The sequence below is a fragment of the Nitrospirota bacterium genome, from assembly GCA_016214845.1.
In the GTDB taxonomy this organism is placed as follows: Bacteria; Nitrospirota; Thermodesulfovibrionia; order UBA6902; family UBA6902; genus SURF-23.
In genome coordinates, this window is the sequence record JACRMS010000003.1 from 24871 (window position 1) to 43327 (window position 18457).

Below are 18457 nucleotides of genomic sequence, written 5' to 3' on the forward strand. Positions count from 1 at the left end.
TCAAAATGAAAAATTCATGTCTTAATGAAATACATGGACTGAAGTCAATAGCTAAAAGTCAGAAGCTTGGGACAGGACTTATTTTATTGTGTTTTCTATTTGTTGTTACCGGTCCTCTTTACGCCCAGCAGACCGGCACCGCTATTACTTACTACGACAGCATAACTTATGATGATGAAGACGGCAGCCTGTCATTTCCATCCGCAGTATTTATAGATCCGGTCATGAATGAAATTTATGTAATTGACGGTAAGAGCAGGGTCAATATTTATACATCCGATTTATTCCCCCTTTACTCAATCGGTAAAAACAACGGGATCCAATCGCCGCAGGGATTGACCGTCGACTCAGCGGGATATCTTTACGTTGGACAAACCGCGTCGCTTGATAATCCAAGGAACAGGATCTCTGTTTTTAATGCATGCCTTCACTGGGACAGAGATATTTATTTTGAAGGCTTCGACGGGGCGGATTCATTTGTGCCATACCGCATGGCTGTCGATAAAAAGGGGGTCCTCTACGTGTCCGGCAGCTACTCCCCGGGCGTTCTGGTCATGGACGGCAAAGGGAAATTCCTCGATATAATTTCTGTGGAAGAGGAAGGAAGGAAGGTCAAAATAAACAACGCCGTCCTGGACAACTCCGGGAAACTTTATCTTGTCAGCGAGGAAGAAGGGCGCGTATATGTATATGATGCAAACAATAAAAAAATGCTCTTTAAGTTTGGTGAGAAGGGGGGGAGTTCAGGCAAACTGAGCCGCCCCAGGGCAGTAGCCGTAGACAACCGGAACGGCAGGATCTTTGTGGTGGATTATATGCGCCATACTGTTTCCGTCTACAACAGCGAAGGGACATATATTTTCGAGTTCGGCGGACTGGGCTGGGACGAAGGCTGGTTTCAATTTCCAACGGACATCGCCATTGACAAAGACGGCAAGTTGGCCGTTGCGGATTTATTTAACAACAGGATACAGGTGTTCAATGCGTGGTAGAAAAATACGTCGAACAGAAGTCAAGAAGATAAGAAGCTCGGAAGATGAGAAAAAGGCAACTTCTCAACTTCTCAACTTCTCAACTTCTTCCTTCATTTTTTTTCTTGCCCTCACTGTTTTGTTCCTCCACGGCTGTTCGGCAATCGAAGCGCAAAGGGCCCCTTCCGATCAATCTAAAGGCCAGGTCACACTTTTTCTGAACGGCCCAGACAAGGTGTCCCAAAATATCACATTTGAATTGTCAGCCGTAAATATAGTTTCAGAAGAAGGCGTATCAAGAGAGCTCACGAGTGCGCCTTTAAATATTAACTCTGTAGATATCATCGGCCGGCAGGTTGTTCTTGGAGAGACTTCTCTGCCTGAGGGAAGGTACAAAAAGCTCCGGCTCGTTATAAAAGAGGCGACGATCAAAAGTAAAGAGCGGCCCGCGCGCCTGGCCTTGCCGCCTGAAGGCGTTGAACTCGCGATAAATATTAGTGTAAAAAGAAAGCAAAGCACAACTTTATTCATTAACTGGAACCCGGACGCTTCCGTTGCCGACGCCTTCCTCTTCAAACCCGCTGTGACCGTCAAGGAACAGGTACCTGAATTAAGCACATCGCTTATTTATGTAACTAACGAAGATTCAGACAGCGTGTCTGTTATCAACAGGCAAACCGAGGAGGTTGTGGCAACGATAACGGTAGGGAGAAAGCCGAGGGGGGTCGCGGCTGTCATGGGCCGGGACCGTCTGAAGGTCTATGTTGCCAACTCAGGCTCAAACAGCATATCCGTGATTGACCCGACTACGAACAAAGTCGAAAAGGAGCTCCCTATAAGGTTCGGCAAAGAGCCCGAAGGGATAGCGGTAACCAGCCTGCCTTCAGGGAAGGACCTGATTTTTGTTACAAATTACAATTCCAATTCCGTATCTATGATTGATCCGCTGGCCCTGCAGGAGATGGAAAAGATCGATGTGGGAAAAGGCCCCATCGCGGTGGCTGTTGATCCGCCGGTTGAGAACCTTCTGGGGACACGGTTTCTCAGCTTTGAGGAGGTCAATATAATAAAAGGTTTCCGGGAGAAGTTTTTTAACGTTTATGTTGTCAATAAAAATTCAAACAGCGTTTCCGTGATAATGATGGACTCGCTTACAAGCAAACCTAAAGATGTTATTACCGTCAACGTGGATTGGAACCCCGTTGCGCTTGCCGTTGATTATCAGAGAGGAAAGGTCTATGTCGCAAATTATAACTCAGACAAACTCTCCGTCATAGACATCCTGCAAATCATCAAAGGCAATACGACCACGGCGGTAAGCACTATTAATAATCTGGGCGCCTCCATAACAGGGGTAATACCCGAGCCGTCATTTGACAGAATTTATCTTTTAAAAGAAAGGCCCGGCGAGATAATGATCATAAAGCCCTTCACGGACAGCGCGGCCCAGACTGTAATGCCTCCTGTGATGGGAATTATTCCCGTAGGAAGCGCCCCTCGTTCTTTTATTCTGGACTCGGAACTCAGAAAAATATATGTGGTCAACAGAGGGTCTAACAATATTTCGATAATCGACAAGACTACAAGAAAGCAGGAGCGTATTATCCCCTCCGGTATGAAACCTTACGGGATAACGATGTTTCCCAAGTAGCTGGTAGCTGACAGCTATTAGCTTACAGCTTATAAATTATGAGGAATATAAAATGGAAGATCATAGCGCTGTCAGTAACAGTGATTCTGCTGTGCGGCACTCCCGCATTTACGCAGGGGCTGAGCGGATGGCTGAATATAATCAGTGACAACTCAAGCGGGTATCAGGACGGGAAAAGGACCTCGGATTCCAGCACATTAAATCAGAATTATTTTTTAAATTTTGAAAAACCGGTCACTCCAGTGCTTGTTTATCATATTTATCTGAGATCGAACCTGATTGATTCCCGCATCACAGACTCCGCAGGTGAAACGACAACCACTTACAGGAGGATGGTGGAGCCGACACTGGACCTCCTGCTGCAGAACCCCGTGTACGATCTTACCGCGGGATACCGCAGGCAGGAAGAGTGGACCACCGCGCACCTGCGGGATGAAAGCAGGGAGACCACAGAACTGTATTATTCACGTTTTAATTTAGTCCCCGCTTCACTCCCTTCCTTGTCTATCAACGTAGACAGGCTGAGGAATTTCGACTACCTCAGCGTCAGTAAAATTGACCGCACCAATGATGAATATGCCATAAGCTCAACGTATGAACTGCCTTCGCGCGATGTAAGGTTCAGATATGTTTTAAATTACTCACATAACATAGACAGGGACAAGGCAAGCATAATAGAGAAGACCGTAAATGATAATTTCAGCGGCAACTACAACATCGGCTACACGGGGGCGTTATTGAGGGACATGGCAAGCTACTCCCTGCTGTATCAGGGTAATTATTCAAGGAATAAAAGCCGTCAGACCTTTAAGCAGACCGGCACCGTAATAAGTAAGCGGACGTCGCTGGGCGGATGGCATAAACATGACGGCATAACGCAGGACCTCGGGACGTTAAACGCTAACGGCTTATTGGTCGATGAGGACTTTAACGCAAGCGCAGGCATTGATATCGGGGGCGCAAATCCTACCAACAAGCTGCACAATACCGGCATATCGGCGTCATCGCAAAAGACCGTGGACAGGTTATTTATATATGTATCGTCAAGTACAGACCCGACCGGAGACAGCCTGGACAACGCAGGCAACTGGAGCGTTTTCAGAAGCAACTTCAATCAGCAAGGGACATGGTCCGAAGTTACTGTTAAAGATGTAAAGGTGACTGCTTTTGACAGGCCCAATAATATATACATCTTCGAGATAGAATTTTTAGGGCCGCAGGGCGACTCATTTTATAAAGCTGTCAATAACGTGGCTTCCAATATCGGCAGTGTGCTTGTGACTGAAATAGAGGCGTACGGCACTGACGACATCGGATCAAAGACCTCTCTGGATGTGTTCACCAGCTTTGAGCAGGGCCTGAATTTTGACGCAAGCGCAAGGCCTTTCACACCATTGACCGTTTCCCTTAATTACTCACTGCACAGGTCGGACCAAAACCCCGTATCTCTTACAAATTCTCTCAGGGGAGTTTTTGAAAACATCTACAGCGATTCCCTGCCTGATAATAAAAGTAATTTCAGGAGCACTATCTCAAGAAACTACGGCATAGGGGCAACGTGGTTGACGCACCGGTATCTGACTACCATCGCGCGCTATCAAAAAAGCCAGAACTTTGATGACCGGGAAGAAACCGATACCGAATTTGACTCTTACAACATTTCTTTTAATTCAGTCCCCCTGCCGACCCTCGACACCACCCTGTCTTATACCAGGACCATAAGATATAACTTTGACAAAAAGGATTCCACGACCGACTCTTATCTGCTGAGCCTGGGTTCAAGGCTTTATAAAAACATAAATATGATTACCGATCTCGGGTATAATCAGACCGATACCATATCGACAAATACAACAACTTCCACTTACTCAATAAACGGCACTGTTGACGCGCGCGTCACACGGCAGGTGTCCAGCATCCTCAATTATAATTTAAGCAGGATAACTTCAGACGATAACACCACCGACTCAAAGAACGCCCTTATCATTGTTAACTACCAGCCCGGGCGGTCCATCAACATTTCCGGCAATGTAAACTATTTCGGCTCTGAAGAAAGCAAAACCACCTCGGAAGGACTTTCAGTGGATTGGCTGCCGCTTCCCGCGATCAGGTTGAATATGAACTACCTTCACAGCAATACCGACCCCAAGACATCAAAAACCGACAGTATCAACGGTTACGGCATCTGGTATATAACAAAGTTTGCCGATGTCCGTCTTTCGTCCGGTTACTCAAAAACCATTGAGGACATCAAAACGGAAAATTACAATTTCAACGCAAATTTAAATGTCAGATTCTGATATAATAAGCGGGGTTTTTTCGAGGTATTATAAATTGTTATGAACAGCTTAATAAGAAAAAAAGTATTCTCCGGCATGGTCATAAGCCTTTGCCTGATTTTCATGTCGGGATGCTCAGGCAGCATAAAGCATTATGTCAGGCCGAACACCGACGCCGCCAAAATTAAGAAGATCGCGGTGCTGCCGTTTGAGAATTTTACGCCTGATACATTCGCTGACAAGAAGGTCAGGAGCCTTGCAATTATAGACCTTCTGTCAAGGGGCCTTGATGTCATAGAACCCGGAGAGGTATTAAAGACCCTGCAGGAGATGAAGGTGAAATCCGCCCAATCCCTGACCCAGCAGGACATTATGAATATCGGCGAAACCCTCAATGTAGAATCCGTTATGACGGGGTCCGTTGAAGCGTTTGGCATAAGCAGGGGGATATCGGTTTCCTACCCCGAGGTCTCCGTCAATTTGATGCTGTTTGACGCAAAGACGGGGAAGGTCATCTGGTCGGTATGGCATACCGCGGGGGGCGCAAGCTTCTGGAGCAGGCACTTTGGGGCCGAGGGGGCCACGCTCGACGAAACTTCAAAAAAAGTAATAAAAGAAGCGATCGATACATTATTTTAAAAAAAGGAGACGCACCATGAATTCATTTATGAAAATTGTCCCGGTTTCTGCATTACTCATTTTTCTCTTTATTTCAGGGTGTGGCGGCAAAGCCCCGATCTATCACATACGTGAAGATATCGATTTCAGTTACTTTAAAAAGGTCGCTGTAATGCCCCTTGATAATCTGAGCAATGATAGAACAGCCGGAGAAGTTGTCAGGCAGGTGGTCATCAGTGAATTGCTTTCTTCCGGGCTTGTGGACGTTGTGGTCCCCGGGGAGGTAATGGCCGCGGTCAGCGAACTGGATATCAAGAACATATCATCCCTGAGTGAAAAACAGATAATGGCCCTCGGCAAGGCCCTGAAGGTTGAGGCGCTTATGATGGGCGCGGTCGAACAATACGGGGAGTCAAGGTCCGGGAATATTTCCGCCCCTGAAGTAACCATCACATTAATGATGGCGGATGCAGGCACAGGCAATATCATCTGGTCCATTACAACAACCCGCGGCGGCGCTGGTTTTATGGCGAGGCATTTCGGGGCCAGATCGGAGACCATGAGCGAAACTGTTCTGGCTGCCGTTAGAGAAGCTATCCGAACGCTTGCCAGATAAAAATACAAATGAAGAATAAAATCCTTATCCTTGTCCTTCTGCTCTTTGCCTTCTCGGCTTTCTCTTATCTTATTTACTTCAAGAAAGAAACCAAAGTTGCGCTGTCTCAGGAGGCTAAAACTGCGGTTTCGCCTTCAAAAGAAGAGGTAAAGAAGCCCGTAGAAAAACCGGCACAGTTAACTGAAGAAACGCTTTCGAAAAAAGTCGCAACACAAGCAAAGGCAACTCCGTCGGCAATAAAAGCTAAGAAGCCCGCGGAGAAAACAAAAATCCTGCTCGCAAAAAAAACTTACGGAAAGATCAAAAAAGGGACACGTGTTAGGCATATAACGAAAAAAGCAGGGAAGCGTTTAAAGAAGCCTTCTCAGGAGATAGTCAAAGTGGCAAAGGCAGCTCCTCCAAAGACAGGCCCTAAGAAGCCTGTTGAGAAACCGAAGACTGTTGTAAAGCACCCTGAAGTCCCGGCGCAGGCGCCGATTGTTATCGCGAAAACTGAGACGACACCGCCGGTAGTAACACCTGCCCCGCTTCCTGCTGCAATACCGGAACAAAAGATTGAAAAGACGATCACGATTAAACCTGCCAAAGAAGAAGCTGACCGCGTTAAAAATTCCGGCCGGGGATTAAACACCCCGGCAGAACAACAGGGCATTATTTCTGACACGACGAAACAGCCGGTTGAGAAACTGAAACCAGCAGTCGCAGAAAAACCTTTACCGGAGATCAAAAAAGAATCTTCAAAACCTGCTGGAGAACCAGTAGAGGTCCCCCCTGTGCAAGTGTCTGAAGCAGTGCTTGCGCTTCCGGAAGCAGAGACGGTGCTGCCAGTAACTGAACCTTTGCGTCCCGCGGTAGCGCCTCAAAAAGTTGAACTTCTTAAAGAAGCCCCTGTGAAACCTGTTGAGACGCCAAAAACTGCGATTACCGCAAGACCTTCTCCTGAGATAAAAAAAGAGACTGTAGTTGTTCAACTCAAAGAAGAACCGAAGAAGCCCGTTGAGAAGGAACCCCAAAAAGAAATAACTGCCGCATTGCCGAAAGCAGACAACAAAAAACCTGCTGAACCAGTTGTGGTCCCCTCCGTGCAAGTACCTCAAACAGCGCTTGCGCTTCCGAAAGCAGAGACGGTGCTGCCGGTAATACCGCCAACACCTTTAATCCCGGCGGCAGCGCCGGTTGTAATTTCTCAGAAGGAAGGCCGGAAGCTTTCGCCTGAGGAAAAAGCATACGCCGGGACCAAAAAAAAAATAGCCCTCCTGCCGTTTGAAAATTTCACTGACAGCAAGGACGCCTTGAGCCAGGTAACTCCGCTGCTGAAGTCGCGGCTGGAAAAGAAAGGCTTGGGGATTGTTGATGAAGACAACCTTAACAAATTATTATGCAATGAAAGGGTAAGGGCCACGGGGCATATTTCAAGAGAGCTGGCGCAGAAAATAGAAAAGGAATTGTCGGCAAACGCGATAATGGCGGGCGCGATTATTTCATACTCCTCCGGCGAAAACCCGCAGATCAGCCTTTTGGCAAGACTGATTGACCCCTTCACCGGGCTTATAATCTGGGCAAATTATGCATCTGTCACCGGTGACGATTTCACTACCATCCTCGGGCTCGGCAGGATAAGCAGCATTGAGGACCTTACTTCAAGGGCTGTTGATATCCTGCTTACCTCTTTTAATACCTCTCCGCCTCAAAAAGACCCGGAGTCCCTGTACAGGATTGCGGTGATGCCGTTTCAAAACAAAAGCAAATACAAAAGCGCAGGTGTTATTGCCACGTATATGTTCCTGGTGGAGCTTTTCAAGAATGAGATATTCGAGCCGGTGGAATACGGTGATGTCAAAAAGATAGTCGTGGAATTGAAAATAAGGGACAAGAGCGAGATTGATTACAAGACCATGGAGGCCTTGTCAAAACGGTCCGGCGCGGGGGGGATTCTGCTTGGCACGGTGGAGCAGTTCAGCGAAAGCACAGACGCGTCCTCCCCTCCGAAAGTGACCATGACTGCCAGGCTTTTGGACGCACGGAAGAATAAAATTCTGTGGTATAATACCCAGCAATCAAACGGTGAGAATGATATAATCGCCTTTGAGTGGGCAGAAAAGAAACCGGTCGACAGGGTGGCTTACAAGGCGGTTTCGGAGCTGGTAAAAAAAATGAGGACAGCTAAATGGCAATAAGACAGACCTCATTCAACAGTCGTCAGTCCCTCGAAAAGACCTCAGAAGACAGAAGTCAGAAGACAGATAGCTGCACATATTTTCCCCTCTGTTATCTGTCTTCTATTATCTGTCTTCTGTTATCTGTCTTCTGTCTTCTGTCATTATGGAGCTGCGCCTCCGCCCCGAAAAAAGAAAAAACAGCGGATGTACTGGCAATTGTGGAGGGCGAGCCGATCACTGAAGGAGACCTTGAATATTCGCTTGAGATAGCCCACCGGAGAGAAGACCTCTCTTCCGCTAAAGGGATCGATATTTCTCAATATATGCAGAAGCTTGTAGACGACAGGTTGATTGCAATTGAGGCGAAGCGCGCGGGGGTGGAAAAATACCCGGAGGTGCAGAATAAAATCGAGGCATATATTCTGAGGGAATCGGTTGTAAAGCTTTATAACGAAGAAATAGAAAAAAAGATAAACGTTAGCGAGGCGGACATAGTTGATTACTACAAAAAGAACAACGAAGAGTTCTCCCTCGGCATAATAGAGCTCAGCTCTGAAAAGGACGCGCAGGACATTATGGAAAAACTGAAAAAGGGTGAAGATTTCAAAAAGCTTGCTGCGGAGAATTCCACCCATGTTTCAAAGAAAGACGGCGGAGAAATAACGCTCCAGCGAAGGTCCATGGGGTCATTCTTTGAAGAGGCCGCCTCAGGCCTTAAGCCCGGAGACTTAAGCGGCATCAAACAAAGCGGAGACAAATACTACATCGTAAAATTAATAAACCGGCAGGAGGCCCCTGAGGAAGGACTTGAAAAGGTCAGGGGGAGCATCGCCGCCCAGCTTAAATCACAGAAGGCAAAAGACAGGAGCAATGAATATCTTAGAGACCTGCGCGAAAAGATAAAGCCGAGGATCAACAATGAACTGCTTTCTTCCATTAATTTAAAAGGCGGAAACGAGGAAAGGGAGAAATGGGCCGGGGATGAAAGGCCCCTGGTCGAGATCGACAGCACGACCCTCAAGGTAAAGGACTTTGTGGCAATGCTTTCATCAAGCGACGAGAACATTAAAGAGCCTGTCCTTAACCGCTGGATCGACCGGAAACTGGTGGATGTTGAGGCCCTGGCCCGGCATTACGAATTAAATTCAGACCTGAAGGACATGCTTCAGCGTTACAAAAACCAGATACTCAAAGATGCCTTCACAAATAAAATGCTCGTGCCGCAAATAAAGATCTCGGACCAGGAGATGACCGCATACTACTCAGCCCATAAAGAAGACTTTGCAAACCCGCTCAGATATAAGCTGCAGCAGATTACCGTTAAAACAAGAGAAGAAGCTGAGGACATTTTAAAAAGTCTGAAAAACGGAGCTGATTTTTCATGGCTGGCAAAGACTAAATCAATAGGTCCGAATGCATCAACCGGCGGGACAACGGACTGGCTTGTTAAAGAGCAGTTGCCTGCTGAGATAAAAAGCATCATTGACACTCTGAATCCGGGAGACATCGGCCCGGTCGTTGAGGCGGATTCTAATTTTGAGATATTCAGATTGCAGGAAAAGACCCCGAAAGAGTTTATAGAGTTCAACAATGTAAAACCTGTCATCCAGAGAAAAGTTTTCATGGAAAAGTTCAAAAAGCTTTATGATGAATATCTGGCCAAACTGAAGAAAGACGCCCAGATAACAATAAATGAAGCTGCTGTGGAGTCGTTTAAAAAAATGTTCGGCAAATAACACACTATGATTTAATGTTTTATCGGCAAAGCTAAAAAATGGACCTCCTACATAATCAAAGGCAGAAGGCAGAAGGCAGAAGGCAGAAAAACAAAAACTTCATCCTTCATCCTTCATCCCTCATTCTTGTACTTTTATTTGCCGCCCTTGTCACATGCGCTCCTGAACAGAAGGTAAAAAAGGGCTTCGCCCCGAAACCGTGTATGGATTGTCACCAGGAAAAACAGGCTGACTTCACCAAGAAGTTCGTGCACGCCCCGATGGCAGGCAATGATTGTGAAGCCTGTCATCTGCGTCACGGCAAACTCGCTGTCAAGTCTTTTGTGGAAAGGGAGGAAGACAAGCTTTGCTACATTTGCCATAAACAGATGGCGGCTGATATGGAAAAGGCGGCCAATGTCCACACAGTCCTGAAGCAGGGCAAATGCATACCGTGTCATAATCCTCACGCGTCAGACAATAAATCCCTCCAGGTAAAAACAGGAAGCGAGCAATGCTTTGCATGCCACGATAAAAGTTCTTTTATGCGCGCCACGCGTCACAAACCCCTTGATGACGGCTGCCTTAACTGCCACAGCGCACATGCCTCTCCGTATAAATATAATCTCGTTAAGGAAGAGGGCGAGCTTTGCCGCTCCTGCCATGATTATAAAGCCCCCTCCTTTGCATCCGCGCATAAGGACTATCCTGTGGAACAGTCAAAATGCTCAGGCTGTCATGCCGCTCACAGCTCTACAAATGACAAATTGCTGAGGGAATCTGTTCATGAGCCGTTAGCACTCGGACAGTGCTCCTCCTGCCACAAACCGGCAACCGGTCCGGACGCGTTGAAGACAATCGCATCGGACGGTAAGCTCTGTTATACCTGCCACGCAAAGGAAGAGAAGAAATACAGCGCGGCTTACAGGCATCCGCTGACGGACCAGGGAAAGTGTCTGACCTGCCATGACCCTCATGCAACTGATTATCCAAAGATCACACTTATGAAAAATAAAGAGCTTTGCACAAACTGCCACAAAGATAAACCGAAGATCGACGTAAGTTATTTACATAAGCCGATAAAGGAACAGGGCTGCATTGCCTGTCACAATCCGCACGCCTCCGCAAACCGCTTTTATCTGATCGCATCTGAGAAACAGATATGCTTTTCCTGTCACCCGCAGGTCGAGAAGGATCTGCAAGACCCCTACAAGCATGAGCCGTTTTCCAAAGTTGAATGCGCAAAGTGTCACGATTCACACGGCTCCAATAACTTTGTTATGTCTAAAATACCATTGACTGAATTATGTTATACGTGCCATGACAAGAACAAGTACCTCAAGGCCTACGTTCATACGCCTGTAGCAAAAAGACAATGCGGCGCCTGCCATAAGGCCCATACCTCGCCTTACGCGGGACTGCTGAATACTCCCTACGAACAACTGTGTACAACATGTCACAACAATATGTATGCAGACATTAAACCGGAAGGCACACACCCGTTGTTCAGGGACAAAAATTGCAAGGCCTGCCACGCCCCTCACGCGAGTGATTTCATCGCGTCAACCGTAAAACCTGAAAAAGAACTCTGCTACGAATGTCACAAAAGCCTGGAGTCAAAAGTACAAGCCGGCACCCACAAACATCTCCCGGTGGAAGAGGGCAAGTGCACATCATGCCACAGCCCCCACGGGACAAAGCTCAGGTTCCAGCTCCTTGACCGGACAAACGAACTTTGCCTCTCATGCCACGAGAGAATAGTCACTACAAAAATAAGGAAGGGACATATATCAATGGAAGGCGGGGATTGTTTGAGCTGTCATACTTCTCACTATTCTGAAATAAAAAGTCTGCTCAGCGGAAAAGACCCCGCGCTGTGCACCAAGTGTCACACAGTTGATACGGAAAGGCTGTTGAAGGCGCACAGACAACCCGTAAATAAAATCGATCACTGTACAACCTGTCATCTGCCCCATGTGACGGAAAAACCCGGGCTGCTTAAAAATATCATGCATACACCTTTTACCGAGGGGCGCTGCGAGGCATGTCATGAATAAGAGCAGAAGTCAGAAGTCAGAAGTCAGAAGTCAGAAAAATGCAAAGCAAGTCTTTTATTCCACTATCCTGACCATCTGTTTTATGCTTATTTGGTTTTCAGCAGTCAATGTGGGAGAGGTTAATGCTGAAGCAAGATTAAAATCAAAGATACCGGACCTGTGTTACGACTGTCATAAAGAGCTGAAGAAGAACCTGTCGGCAAAGTATGTGCACTTTCTTTTTAAAGACGGGAAATGCATTACCTGTCACAATTCTCACGTAAGCACTATCAAGGGATTGATGAATGACGACATAAATTCCATTTGCCTGAGCTGCCATGAGAACCTCAGGAACCTTATCCGCAAAGGCATTGTGCACCCCGCGCTCAAGGAAAGCTCATGCACCGGGTGCCATAACGCGCACAGCAGCGAATACAACCATATTTTGATCGGAGAGGAAAAAACGCTTTGTAAAAATTGCCATGAGAAACTGAAGGAGCAATTTGAAAAACCCCATGCCTGTCTTCCGTTCAAGGACGGGAAATGCTCCGAGTGTCATAATTCTCACGCGTCAACTGAAGAGGGCCTGCTGCTTTCTTCATCAAACAAGCTGTGTCAGAAATGCCATCAGCCGCGCTGCAAGGCGGGTGAGGTTTCCATATCGGCTATGGTTAAAGATTCGGATTGCACATCATGCCACACAGGGCACAGCTCAAGGACCAAGGGGCTTCTCGGCCCTTACGGCCATACTGATTTCTTAATCAGGAATTGCGAAAAGTGCCATAATCCAATTACTGCAAACGCTAAGATCACCAGCCGGCTGGAAGGCCAGGCGCTTTGTTTCAGCTGCCACAAAAAAGAAGCTTCAAAATATAAATATATCGACAATGACGTTCATGTAAAAAACGTTAAGAATCCCTGCAATATTTGCCATGACTATCACGGGTCAAGAAAGAAAAACCTTACAAAAAACGAAAAGAAAATTTGTAACGGTTGTCATGAAGGCACGGAGAAAAGGACTGCATCCATGGAGAAGGCTTTAAAGACGGTGAGATGTGCGCCTGTTAGAGACAGGAAATGCTTTGAATGCCATATACCGATGCACTCCGACAGGCCGTTCAATTACATAGATGATGAAGACCTGATGTGCGCCAGGTGTCACGAATCTCAGCATAAGATCACCCATCCTATCGGCGCTACTGTGATAGACCCCCGCAATGGAAAGCCTGTTACCTGCACTTCGTGTCATAGTATGCATTCTGCCATGGCCGAGTTTCTGCTCACTGCCGACAGAAACAGGGCGCTTTGCATACAGTGTCATAAAATGTGACGGTTGTCAAAAGCTATAGACTATCTGCCCCATTTTCTTGACCGTATTCAAAAAATATTTGGCATAGTAATTGCAGAAATATGCAAAAATATGCAGATGATTTATTATATATAAAGGACTTTGTTGTAAGCTGATGAAATTAATAAAATACATATCTGTTTTATTTGCGGCCTTATCAGTCCCGCTTTTTGCGGGTGTGGCAATTTCCGCTATAAGCGGCAATTGCAGCACGTGCCATACAATGCACAACAGCCAGAACGGTTCGGCAATGGCAACGTACGGCACAGGGACCTGGCAAGGCACAGGTCCTTATGAAGCATTGACCCGCGGCGACTGCATCGGGTGCCATGCATCAGGAACAAGCAGCAACATTGACGCGGTAACAGGGGCGCCGCAGGTATATCACACAGGCGCCTCGGATGATCTGGCAGGCGGGAACTTTGCCTATATATTGGGGAACAAGGGCAGCGGGGCCGCTGATTACAAAGGGCATAATGTGGTTGAATTCGGCAACTTGGAGGACACACTGGCTGGCCCGCCCGGACATCATGATCCCATGAATATAGGAGTCAGCATCACGTGCTCGGGGATATTCGGCTGTCACGGCACACGTGCATCTTCTGTCCATTTTAAAGGCGCTCACCACAAAAATGTAGACGGCAGATGCGATACCGCAAGCGATGTTTACGACAGCTACCGCTTCCTTAGAGGTGTAAAGGGATATGAAAATAACGGCACGTATAAATGGCAAAACAAGGACGCGAACAATCACAACGAATACTACGGAGCAGCAACTCCCATGACTTACAGCAGCAACTGCAGTATCTGTCACACCCCGAACGGGATACAACCTACAAATAATACGATCAGCGGGTTCTGCGGCACCTGTCATAGAGAACTGCATGTGACTGACGGGATTGGCGGAGATACGAGCTCTCCTTTTACCAGGCACCCGACCGATGTGGTGCTGCCTAACAGCGGCGAATATGCAAGCTATACATCTTACAGTGTAGTAACCCCCGTTGCGAGAACAACGGTTGCCAGCTCTATCAGTAATACTGTAACTCCGGGCACTGACGTTGTCATGTGCTTGTCCTGTCATGCAGCACATGCCACGGATAATTACAAGATGTTAAGATGGAACTATAAAAGCGCGACACTTTCAACGGCCATATCCGGCTGTAATGTTTGTCACACAAGCAAGAATTAACTATGAACAAAAAGCCTGTCACAGAGAGAAAAGAACAAAGAACGATGCCGGGGTTTGAAAACTTGAAGATATGGAAAAAGTTTATAAGAGGTTCCCTGTGCTCTATGCCCTATGCTCTATGCCCTATGCTTTTTGCTCTTTGCTTCCTTCTGGCTGCCGAAGGTTTCGCCGGGACATACATCCAGACAAAGCACGGTACATCTGCCAACCGCTCTGTAGTCACCGCCGGCTATGCATACACTACACTGGGGCATTGCGGGCACTGCCATGAACAACACGCAAGCATCGACGGAACTGAACCGACCCTTCCTGCTTCTGAGGGGGCTTCATCGTATGCCTTGTTCATGTCTAACTATGGGGCCAGCAGAAACGAACTCTGCTTTGCCTGTCATGAGACATTTACCATATCAGGCATGACCCTCGGTTATGGAAGCTACGGTATCTATCAGGGGAAGACAAAATATAATGCCTCAATTCACTACTCAAGCGCCGGCATGAAATGGACACCCGATGCTTCGCCTCCGGGGCCCTCATATCCAAGCGGCGACGCGGGTAATTGTCATAACTGCCACGATCCTCATGGGTATAACGCCACCGCAGGCGGCGCTCCGTATGCGTCAATGCTCTTTGCTCTGGACTCGGCTACAGGAGATAGTCCCGCTTATGAAATGGGATGCGAGGCGTGTCATGACGGAACACAAGGCGGCGTGACAAAAGATGTAAAAGCACAGTTAAATAAAACCTACGCCCATCCAACGCATACTTATAATAACCGCCATACCCTGCCTGAAACCGGACAGCCCGGCGGAACAAGTTTCGGCCCGGCAGCAACCAACAGACATGCAGAATGCGTTGACTGCCACAACCCGCATACAGTAGTCAGCGGAACAACGCATACGGAAGCCACATCGGGCAACGCGGTGTCTGATGTATTAAAATACGTTTGGGGCGTTGAGCCGACATGGACCGCGATCTGGACCCAGCCGACATCATTCACAGTCAGGAAACCGCCAACATATAATGACGGCAGCCAGTATGAATACCAGATATGTTTCAAATGCCATTCCTATTACGGACTCGGCACATTAACAAACGGGGTCTCAACGATCACCGGCCCATCCGGCACCGCGATTACAGACCAGGCGTGGGAGTTCAATCCAAACAACAAATCCGCCCATCCTGTGGCTGTAACATTAAATAACCAGACAGGTTCGGATGCAACAAAGGCACTGGCATCTTCACAAATGTCTTCTCCATGGACAAGCGTTGGAATACAAACCATGTACTGCTCCGACTGTCACGGGGCAGACAACGAAAGCTCGGCTGCAAATGGCCCGCACGGCTCAGCCAGAAAATTCATGCTCAAAGGCACCGGACAATATTGGCCGTACAAATCTGACGGGACTACGATGTGGAGGTTAAATACAACAGACGGCGCTGACTCAAACCTATTCTGCAAGAACTGTCATCCTGTTTATTCAGGAGGCACCTGGAAAAATAATGTCCATAGCAATGGCAATCATAACAGCGGCAGCCTGACGATAAACGGACAAGCAGGAACAGGTACGCCTTGTGTATCCTGCCACCTGGTGGTTTCTCACGGAGGCAAACACTCAAGGCTGATAGCTTACGGATATCAGGCAGCGTCGCCGGATGTATCTCCCTATATAATCAACGCGAATACTGCGCTGCTGAGAGGATTCAGAAAAGCGGCAACAACCAGCTATACGGAAACATATTGCTATTCTACGTACAGCGCGTGTAACAACCATACTTCTTCGACCTGCGGCAGCAGCTGCGACCCTTAAATCAAATCAGAATTTGTCCTTGTGACACGCCACGCAGATTTGTAAATTCCTCCCGGCAAGACGAAGCCTGTACTTCTCGCTGGCCCCCTGTGCGCTCGGTTTTTCTCCGGGGATGATCCCTTTTTCATGGGGATTGTGGCAGGTAGGGCAGGTGATTTTCCCTTCATAATTCAACGGCAGAATTATCCCGTATTTCTTTTCCGACTCCTTCATGGTCATCAGCGTCTTGTCGGATGGTTTGCGCAGGTGGTTGGCATTTATGGGATGAAGCTGGCTTTGTTTATAGTGGCATCTGAAACACAGCACCTCAAGGTCCCCTATGAGCTTGACTTCCTGGAAGGTCGCGCGTTTTTCATCAGGTTTTTCAGTATGGCAGTATAAGCATTTATCAATAATAATGGCCCCTGCCTCATTTATCTGATTATGCGGGTCCAGCATCGTGTATTTTTTCTCGTCATGGCACCTGAAACAGAGCATGGTGCGGCTTACATAAGGGGCGCCCCTTAAAAACCTTTTGTTTAATGACAGGGCGCGGGGATTAAGCTGGCATTGCAGATACATGTCATGGCATGTAGGGCAGGACACCTTGCCGCCCGGCAGCGGGAAGTCTTTCGGGATCTTGGCCTTTTTTTCTTCCGAGGGGACTACTTCTACTGGATGAATGTATGTGCCGGTTGTGTACCCGTGACATTTGCACAGCTGCGTGTAATCTCCGCCGAATTTCAGGAAAGTGTCTCCGCCTTGCTGGGGCGTCTTCTCGTGGCACTCCGTGCAATATTTTCCTGTGAAGTGAAGGTCGGTTGTTTTAGAAACGCCGTTATTTCCGTTATTGCCGTTTTTTTCTTTTTCCTCGGCAAACAGGAAAAGACAAGGGAAAATTATCAGGATGATTACAAGGACAATTTTCTTCATACCCGTAATATATTACATTTGCCTTGTCTCTTTTACAAGATTCCCGACAAAAAAAGAGGCGCGGGTAATCCCCGTGCCTCTTTTACTCTTTTGCTCTATGCCCTATGCTCTATGCCCTATGCTCTTTGTTTTTTCCCCTGCGCTTTAAATCAATCCGGCCATACATAAAGCATGTCGCCGAATGTATCTTTGGGTAAACGAGGTCTTGCGTTTACTGAGAGCGGGGATTTGCCCTTGGGGCCGAACCACTTCTGGTAAATCTTTTCATAGGTGCCGTCCTTAAGCATGTCTTGCAGGATGAAGCTTATTTTATCTCTCCAGTCGCTTTCGTTTTCAGGAACGCCTATGCCGTAAAGTCCGGGGCTCCAGATGGCCCCGCCGACTGCTTCATATTCATCAGCCAAGCCGCCTGCTGCGGCAATGGACGCCATTATCTGGGCATCCTGGGAATATGCGTCGATCTTTCCCTGCTTTAATGCGAGAAAACCTTCAGCGCTGTTCTGGAAGGAAAGCATCTCAGGTTTTGCGTCTGTATATTTTGTGATTTCCTGCGGCGCTGCGATAAATGCGTTTGATCCCTGGTCAACGCCTAACTTCTTTCCACCGAGGTCTTTAATTGATTTGAATTTCCCTTTCTTAGCATAAAAGATCTTGCCTGTCCAGAAATATGGCGGCTCAGCATAATCCATCTGCTCCTCGCGGCTCCTGGTCTGGCTTATGTTTGCCAGTGAAATGTCAATGGACCTGTTGGCAAGGAAAGCAATCCTCGTCTTGTTATCAACTAACACCCTTTCAATTTTCACTCCTAATTTCTCAGCGATTGCGCTTCCGAGGTCAACGTCAAAACCTGTCCACTCGCCTTTTTCATCAATGTAGTTCATCGGCGGGGTCGCGTTACCATGACCAATGCGTACAGTGCCTCTCTTCTTTACCTCGTCAAGCAGTCCTTCTGCCGCAGCGAGAGAAACTAAAGACACGATCAACAGTGCAGCCAACAACACAATTACGGTACTTCTTTTCATACAAAATTCTCCTTTCATAAGGTTTTATTTAGGCTTAGACTAAGCCGTTAGATGCCATTAGATTTGCAATATCTGTGCCAATAAAAATCAATAAATTTTCCTGAAAAATTAAGAAGCCTTTTGTTGAAGC

At 47.3% G+C, this 18457-nt stretch carries 13 protein-coding genes; 11 read left to right on the forward strand and 2 right to left on the reverse strand.

Annotated elements, in window-relative coordinates; translation table 11 throughout:
* Positions 1-5 precede the first annotated feature (5 nt).
* The 11 genes from HZB61_00505 (at position 6) to HZB61_00555 (ending at position 16393) form a co-directional block, all read left to right on the forward strand.
* Complete coding sequence (locus tag HZB61_00505) at positions 6-992, forward strand: NHL repeat-containing protein (protein ID MBI5055083.1); 987 nt, start codon at positions 6-8, stop codon at positions 990-992.
* Positions 982-2622 carry a YncE family protein gene (locus HZB61_00510; protein ID MBI5055084.1) on the forward strand — a complete coding sequence of 547 codons (1641 nt, stop codon included), beginning with the start codon at positions 982-984 and terminating at the stop codon, positions 2620-2622. Before HZB61_00505 ends, HZB61_00510 begins: the two co-directional genes overlap by 11 nt.
* A 38-nt stretch (positions 2623-2660) precedes the next feature.
* Complete coding sequence (locus HZB61_00515) at positions 2661-4922, forward strand: hypothetical protein (protein ID MBI5055085.1); 2262 nt, start codon at positions 2661-2663, stop codon at positions 4920-4922.
* A 39-nt stretch (positions 4923-4961) separates the two neighbouring features.
* Positions 4962-5540 (forward strand): DUF799 family lipoprotein, encoded by a 579-nt coding sequence (locus tag HZB61_00520; protein MBI5055086.1) that lies wholly within the window; start codon positions 4962-4964, stop codon positions 5538-5540.
* A 16-nt stretch (positions 5541-5556) separates the two neighbouring features.
* Entirely contained in the window at positions 5557-6135 is a 579-nt protein-coding gene (locus HZB61_00525; protein MBI5055087.1) for a hypothetical protein, read from the forward strand.
* Positions 6136-6143: 8 nt separating this feature from the next.
* Positions 6144-8312: a hypothetical protein gene (locus HZB61_00530; GenBank protein MBI5055088.1), complete on the forward strand. Its 2169-nt coding sequence runs from the start codon at positions 6144-6146 to the stop codon at positions 8310-8312.
* Positions 8303-10030: a peptidyl-prolyl cis-trans isomerase gene (locus tag HZB61_00535; protein MBI5055089.1), complete on the forward strand. Its 1728-nt coding sequence runs from the start codon at positions 8303-8305 to the stop codon at positions 10028-10030. The genes HZB61_00530 and HZB61_00535 overlap by 10 nt, the downstream gene beginning before the upstream one ends.
* A gap of 38 nt (positions 10031-10068) precedes the next feature.
* The gene (locus tag HZB61_00540; GenBank protein ID MBI5055090.1) at positions 10069-12066 is read left to right on the forward strand and encodes a hypothetical protein; all 1998 of its coding nucleotides are present in this window, start codon (positions 10069-10071) and stop codon (positions 12064-12066) included.
* The gene (locus HZB61_00545; GenBank protein MBI5055091.1) at positions 12059-13375 is read left to right on the forward strand and encodes a cytochrome c3 family protein; all 1317 of its coding nucleotides are present in this window, start codon (positions 12059-12061) and stop codon (positions 13373-13375) included. Before HZB61_00540 ends, HZB61_00545 begins: the two co-directional genes overlap by 8 nt.
* 133 nt (positions 13376-13508) lie before the next feature.
* The gene (locus tag HZB61_00550) at positions 13509-14585 is read left to right on the forward strand and encodes a hypothetical protein (GenBank protein MBI5055092.1); all 1077 of its coding nucleotides are present in this window, start codon (positions 13509-13511) and stop codon (positions 14583-14585) included.
* A 2-nt stretch (positions 14586-14587) separates the two neighbouring features.
* Complete coding sequence (locus HZB61_00555) at positions 14588-16393, forward strand: hypothetical protein (protein MBI5055093.1); 1806 nt, start codon at positions 14588-14590, stop codon at positions 16391-16393.
* A 6-nt stretch (positions 16394-16399) separates the two neighbouring features.
* Here HZB61_00555 and HZB61_00560 read toward each other — a convergent pair whose 3' ends face one another.
* Both HZB61_00560 and HZB61_00565 read right to left on the reverse strand, forming a co-directional pair.
* Complete coding sequence (locus tag HZB61_00560; protein MBI5055094.1) at positions 16400-17305, reverse strand: hypothetical protein; 906 nt, start codon at positions 17303-17305, stop codon at positions 16400-16402.
* 149 nt (positions 17306-17454) lie between these two features.
* Positions 17455-18327, reverse strand: coding sequence for a transporter substrate-binding domain-containing protein (locus tag HZB61_00565; GenBank protein ID MBI5055095.1), 873 nt, complete (start codon positions 18325-18327; stop codon positions 17455-17457).
* Positions 18328-18457: the final 130 nt, after the last annotated feature.

Coding starts and splice junctions, on each gene's coding strand:
- HZB61_00510 (MBI5055084.1), top strand. CDS start 982: ATGCGTGGTAGAAAAATACGTCGAACAGAAGTCAAGAAGATAAGAAGC.
- HZB61_00530 (MBI5055088.1), top strand. CDS start 6,144: ATGAAGAATAAAATCCTTATCCTTGTCCTTCTGCTCTTTGCCTTCTCG.
- HZB61_00535 (MBI5055089.1), top strand. CDS start 8,303: ATGGCAATAAGACAGACCTCATTCAACAGTCGTCAGTCCCTCGAAAAG.
- HZB61_00550 (MBI5055092.1), top strand. CDS start 13,509: ATGAAATTAATAAAATACATATCTGTTTTATTTGCGGCCTTATCAGTC.
- HZB61_00520 (MBI5055086.1), top strand. CDS start 4,962: ATGAACAGCTTAATAAGAAAAAAAGTATTCTCCGGCATGGTCATAAGC.
- HZB61_00515 (MBI5055085.1), top strand. CDS start 2,661: ATGAGGAATATAAAATGGAAGATCATAGCGCTGTCAGTAACAGTGATT.
- HZB61_00545 (MBI5055091.1), top strand. CDS start 12,059: ATGAATAAGAGCAGAAGTCAGAAGTCAGAAGTCAGAAGTCAGAAAAAT.
- HZB61_00560 (MBI5055094.1), bottom strand. CDS start 17,305: ATGAAGAAAATTGTCCTTGTAATCATCCTGATAATTTTCCCTTGTCTT.
- HZB61_00525 (MBI5055087.1), top strand. CDS start 5,557: ATGAATTCATTTATGAAAATTGTCCCGGTTTCTGCATTACTCATTTTT.
- HZB61_00540 (MBI5055090.1), top strand. CDS start 10,069: ATGGACCTCCTACATAATCAAAGGCAGAAGGCAGAAGGCAGAAGGCAG.
- HZB61_00555 (MBI5055093.1), top strand. CDS start 14,588: ATGAACAAAAAGCCTGTCACAGAGAGAAAAGAACAAAGAACGATGCCG.
- HZB61_00505 (MBI5055083.1), top strand. CDS start 6: ATGAAAAATTCATGTCTTAATGAAATACATGGACTGAAGTCAATAGCT.
- HZB61_00565 (MBI5055095.1), bottom strand. CDS start 18,327: ATGAAAAGAAGTACCGTAATTGTGTTGTTGGCTGCACTGTTGATCGTG.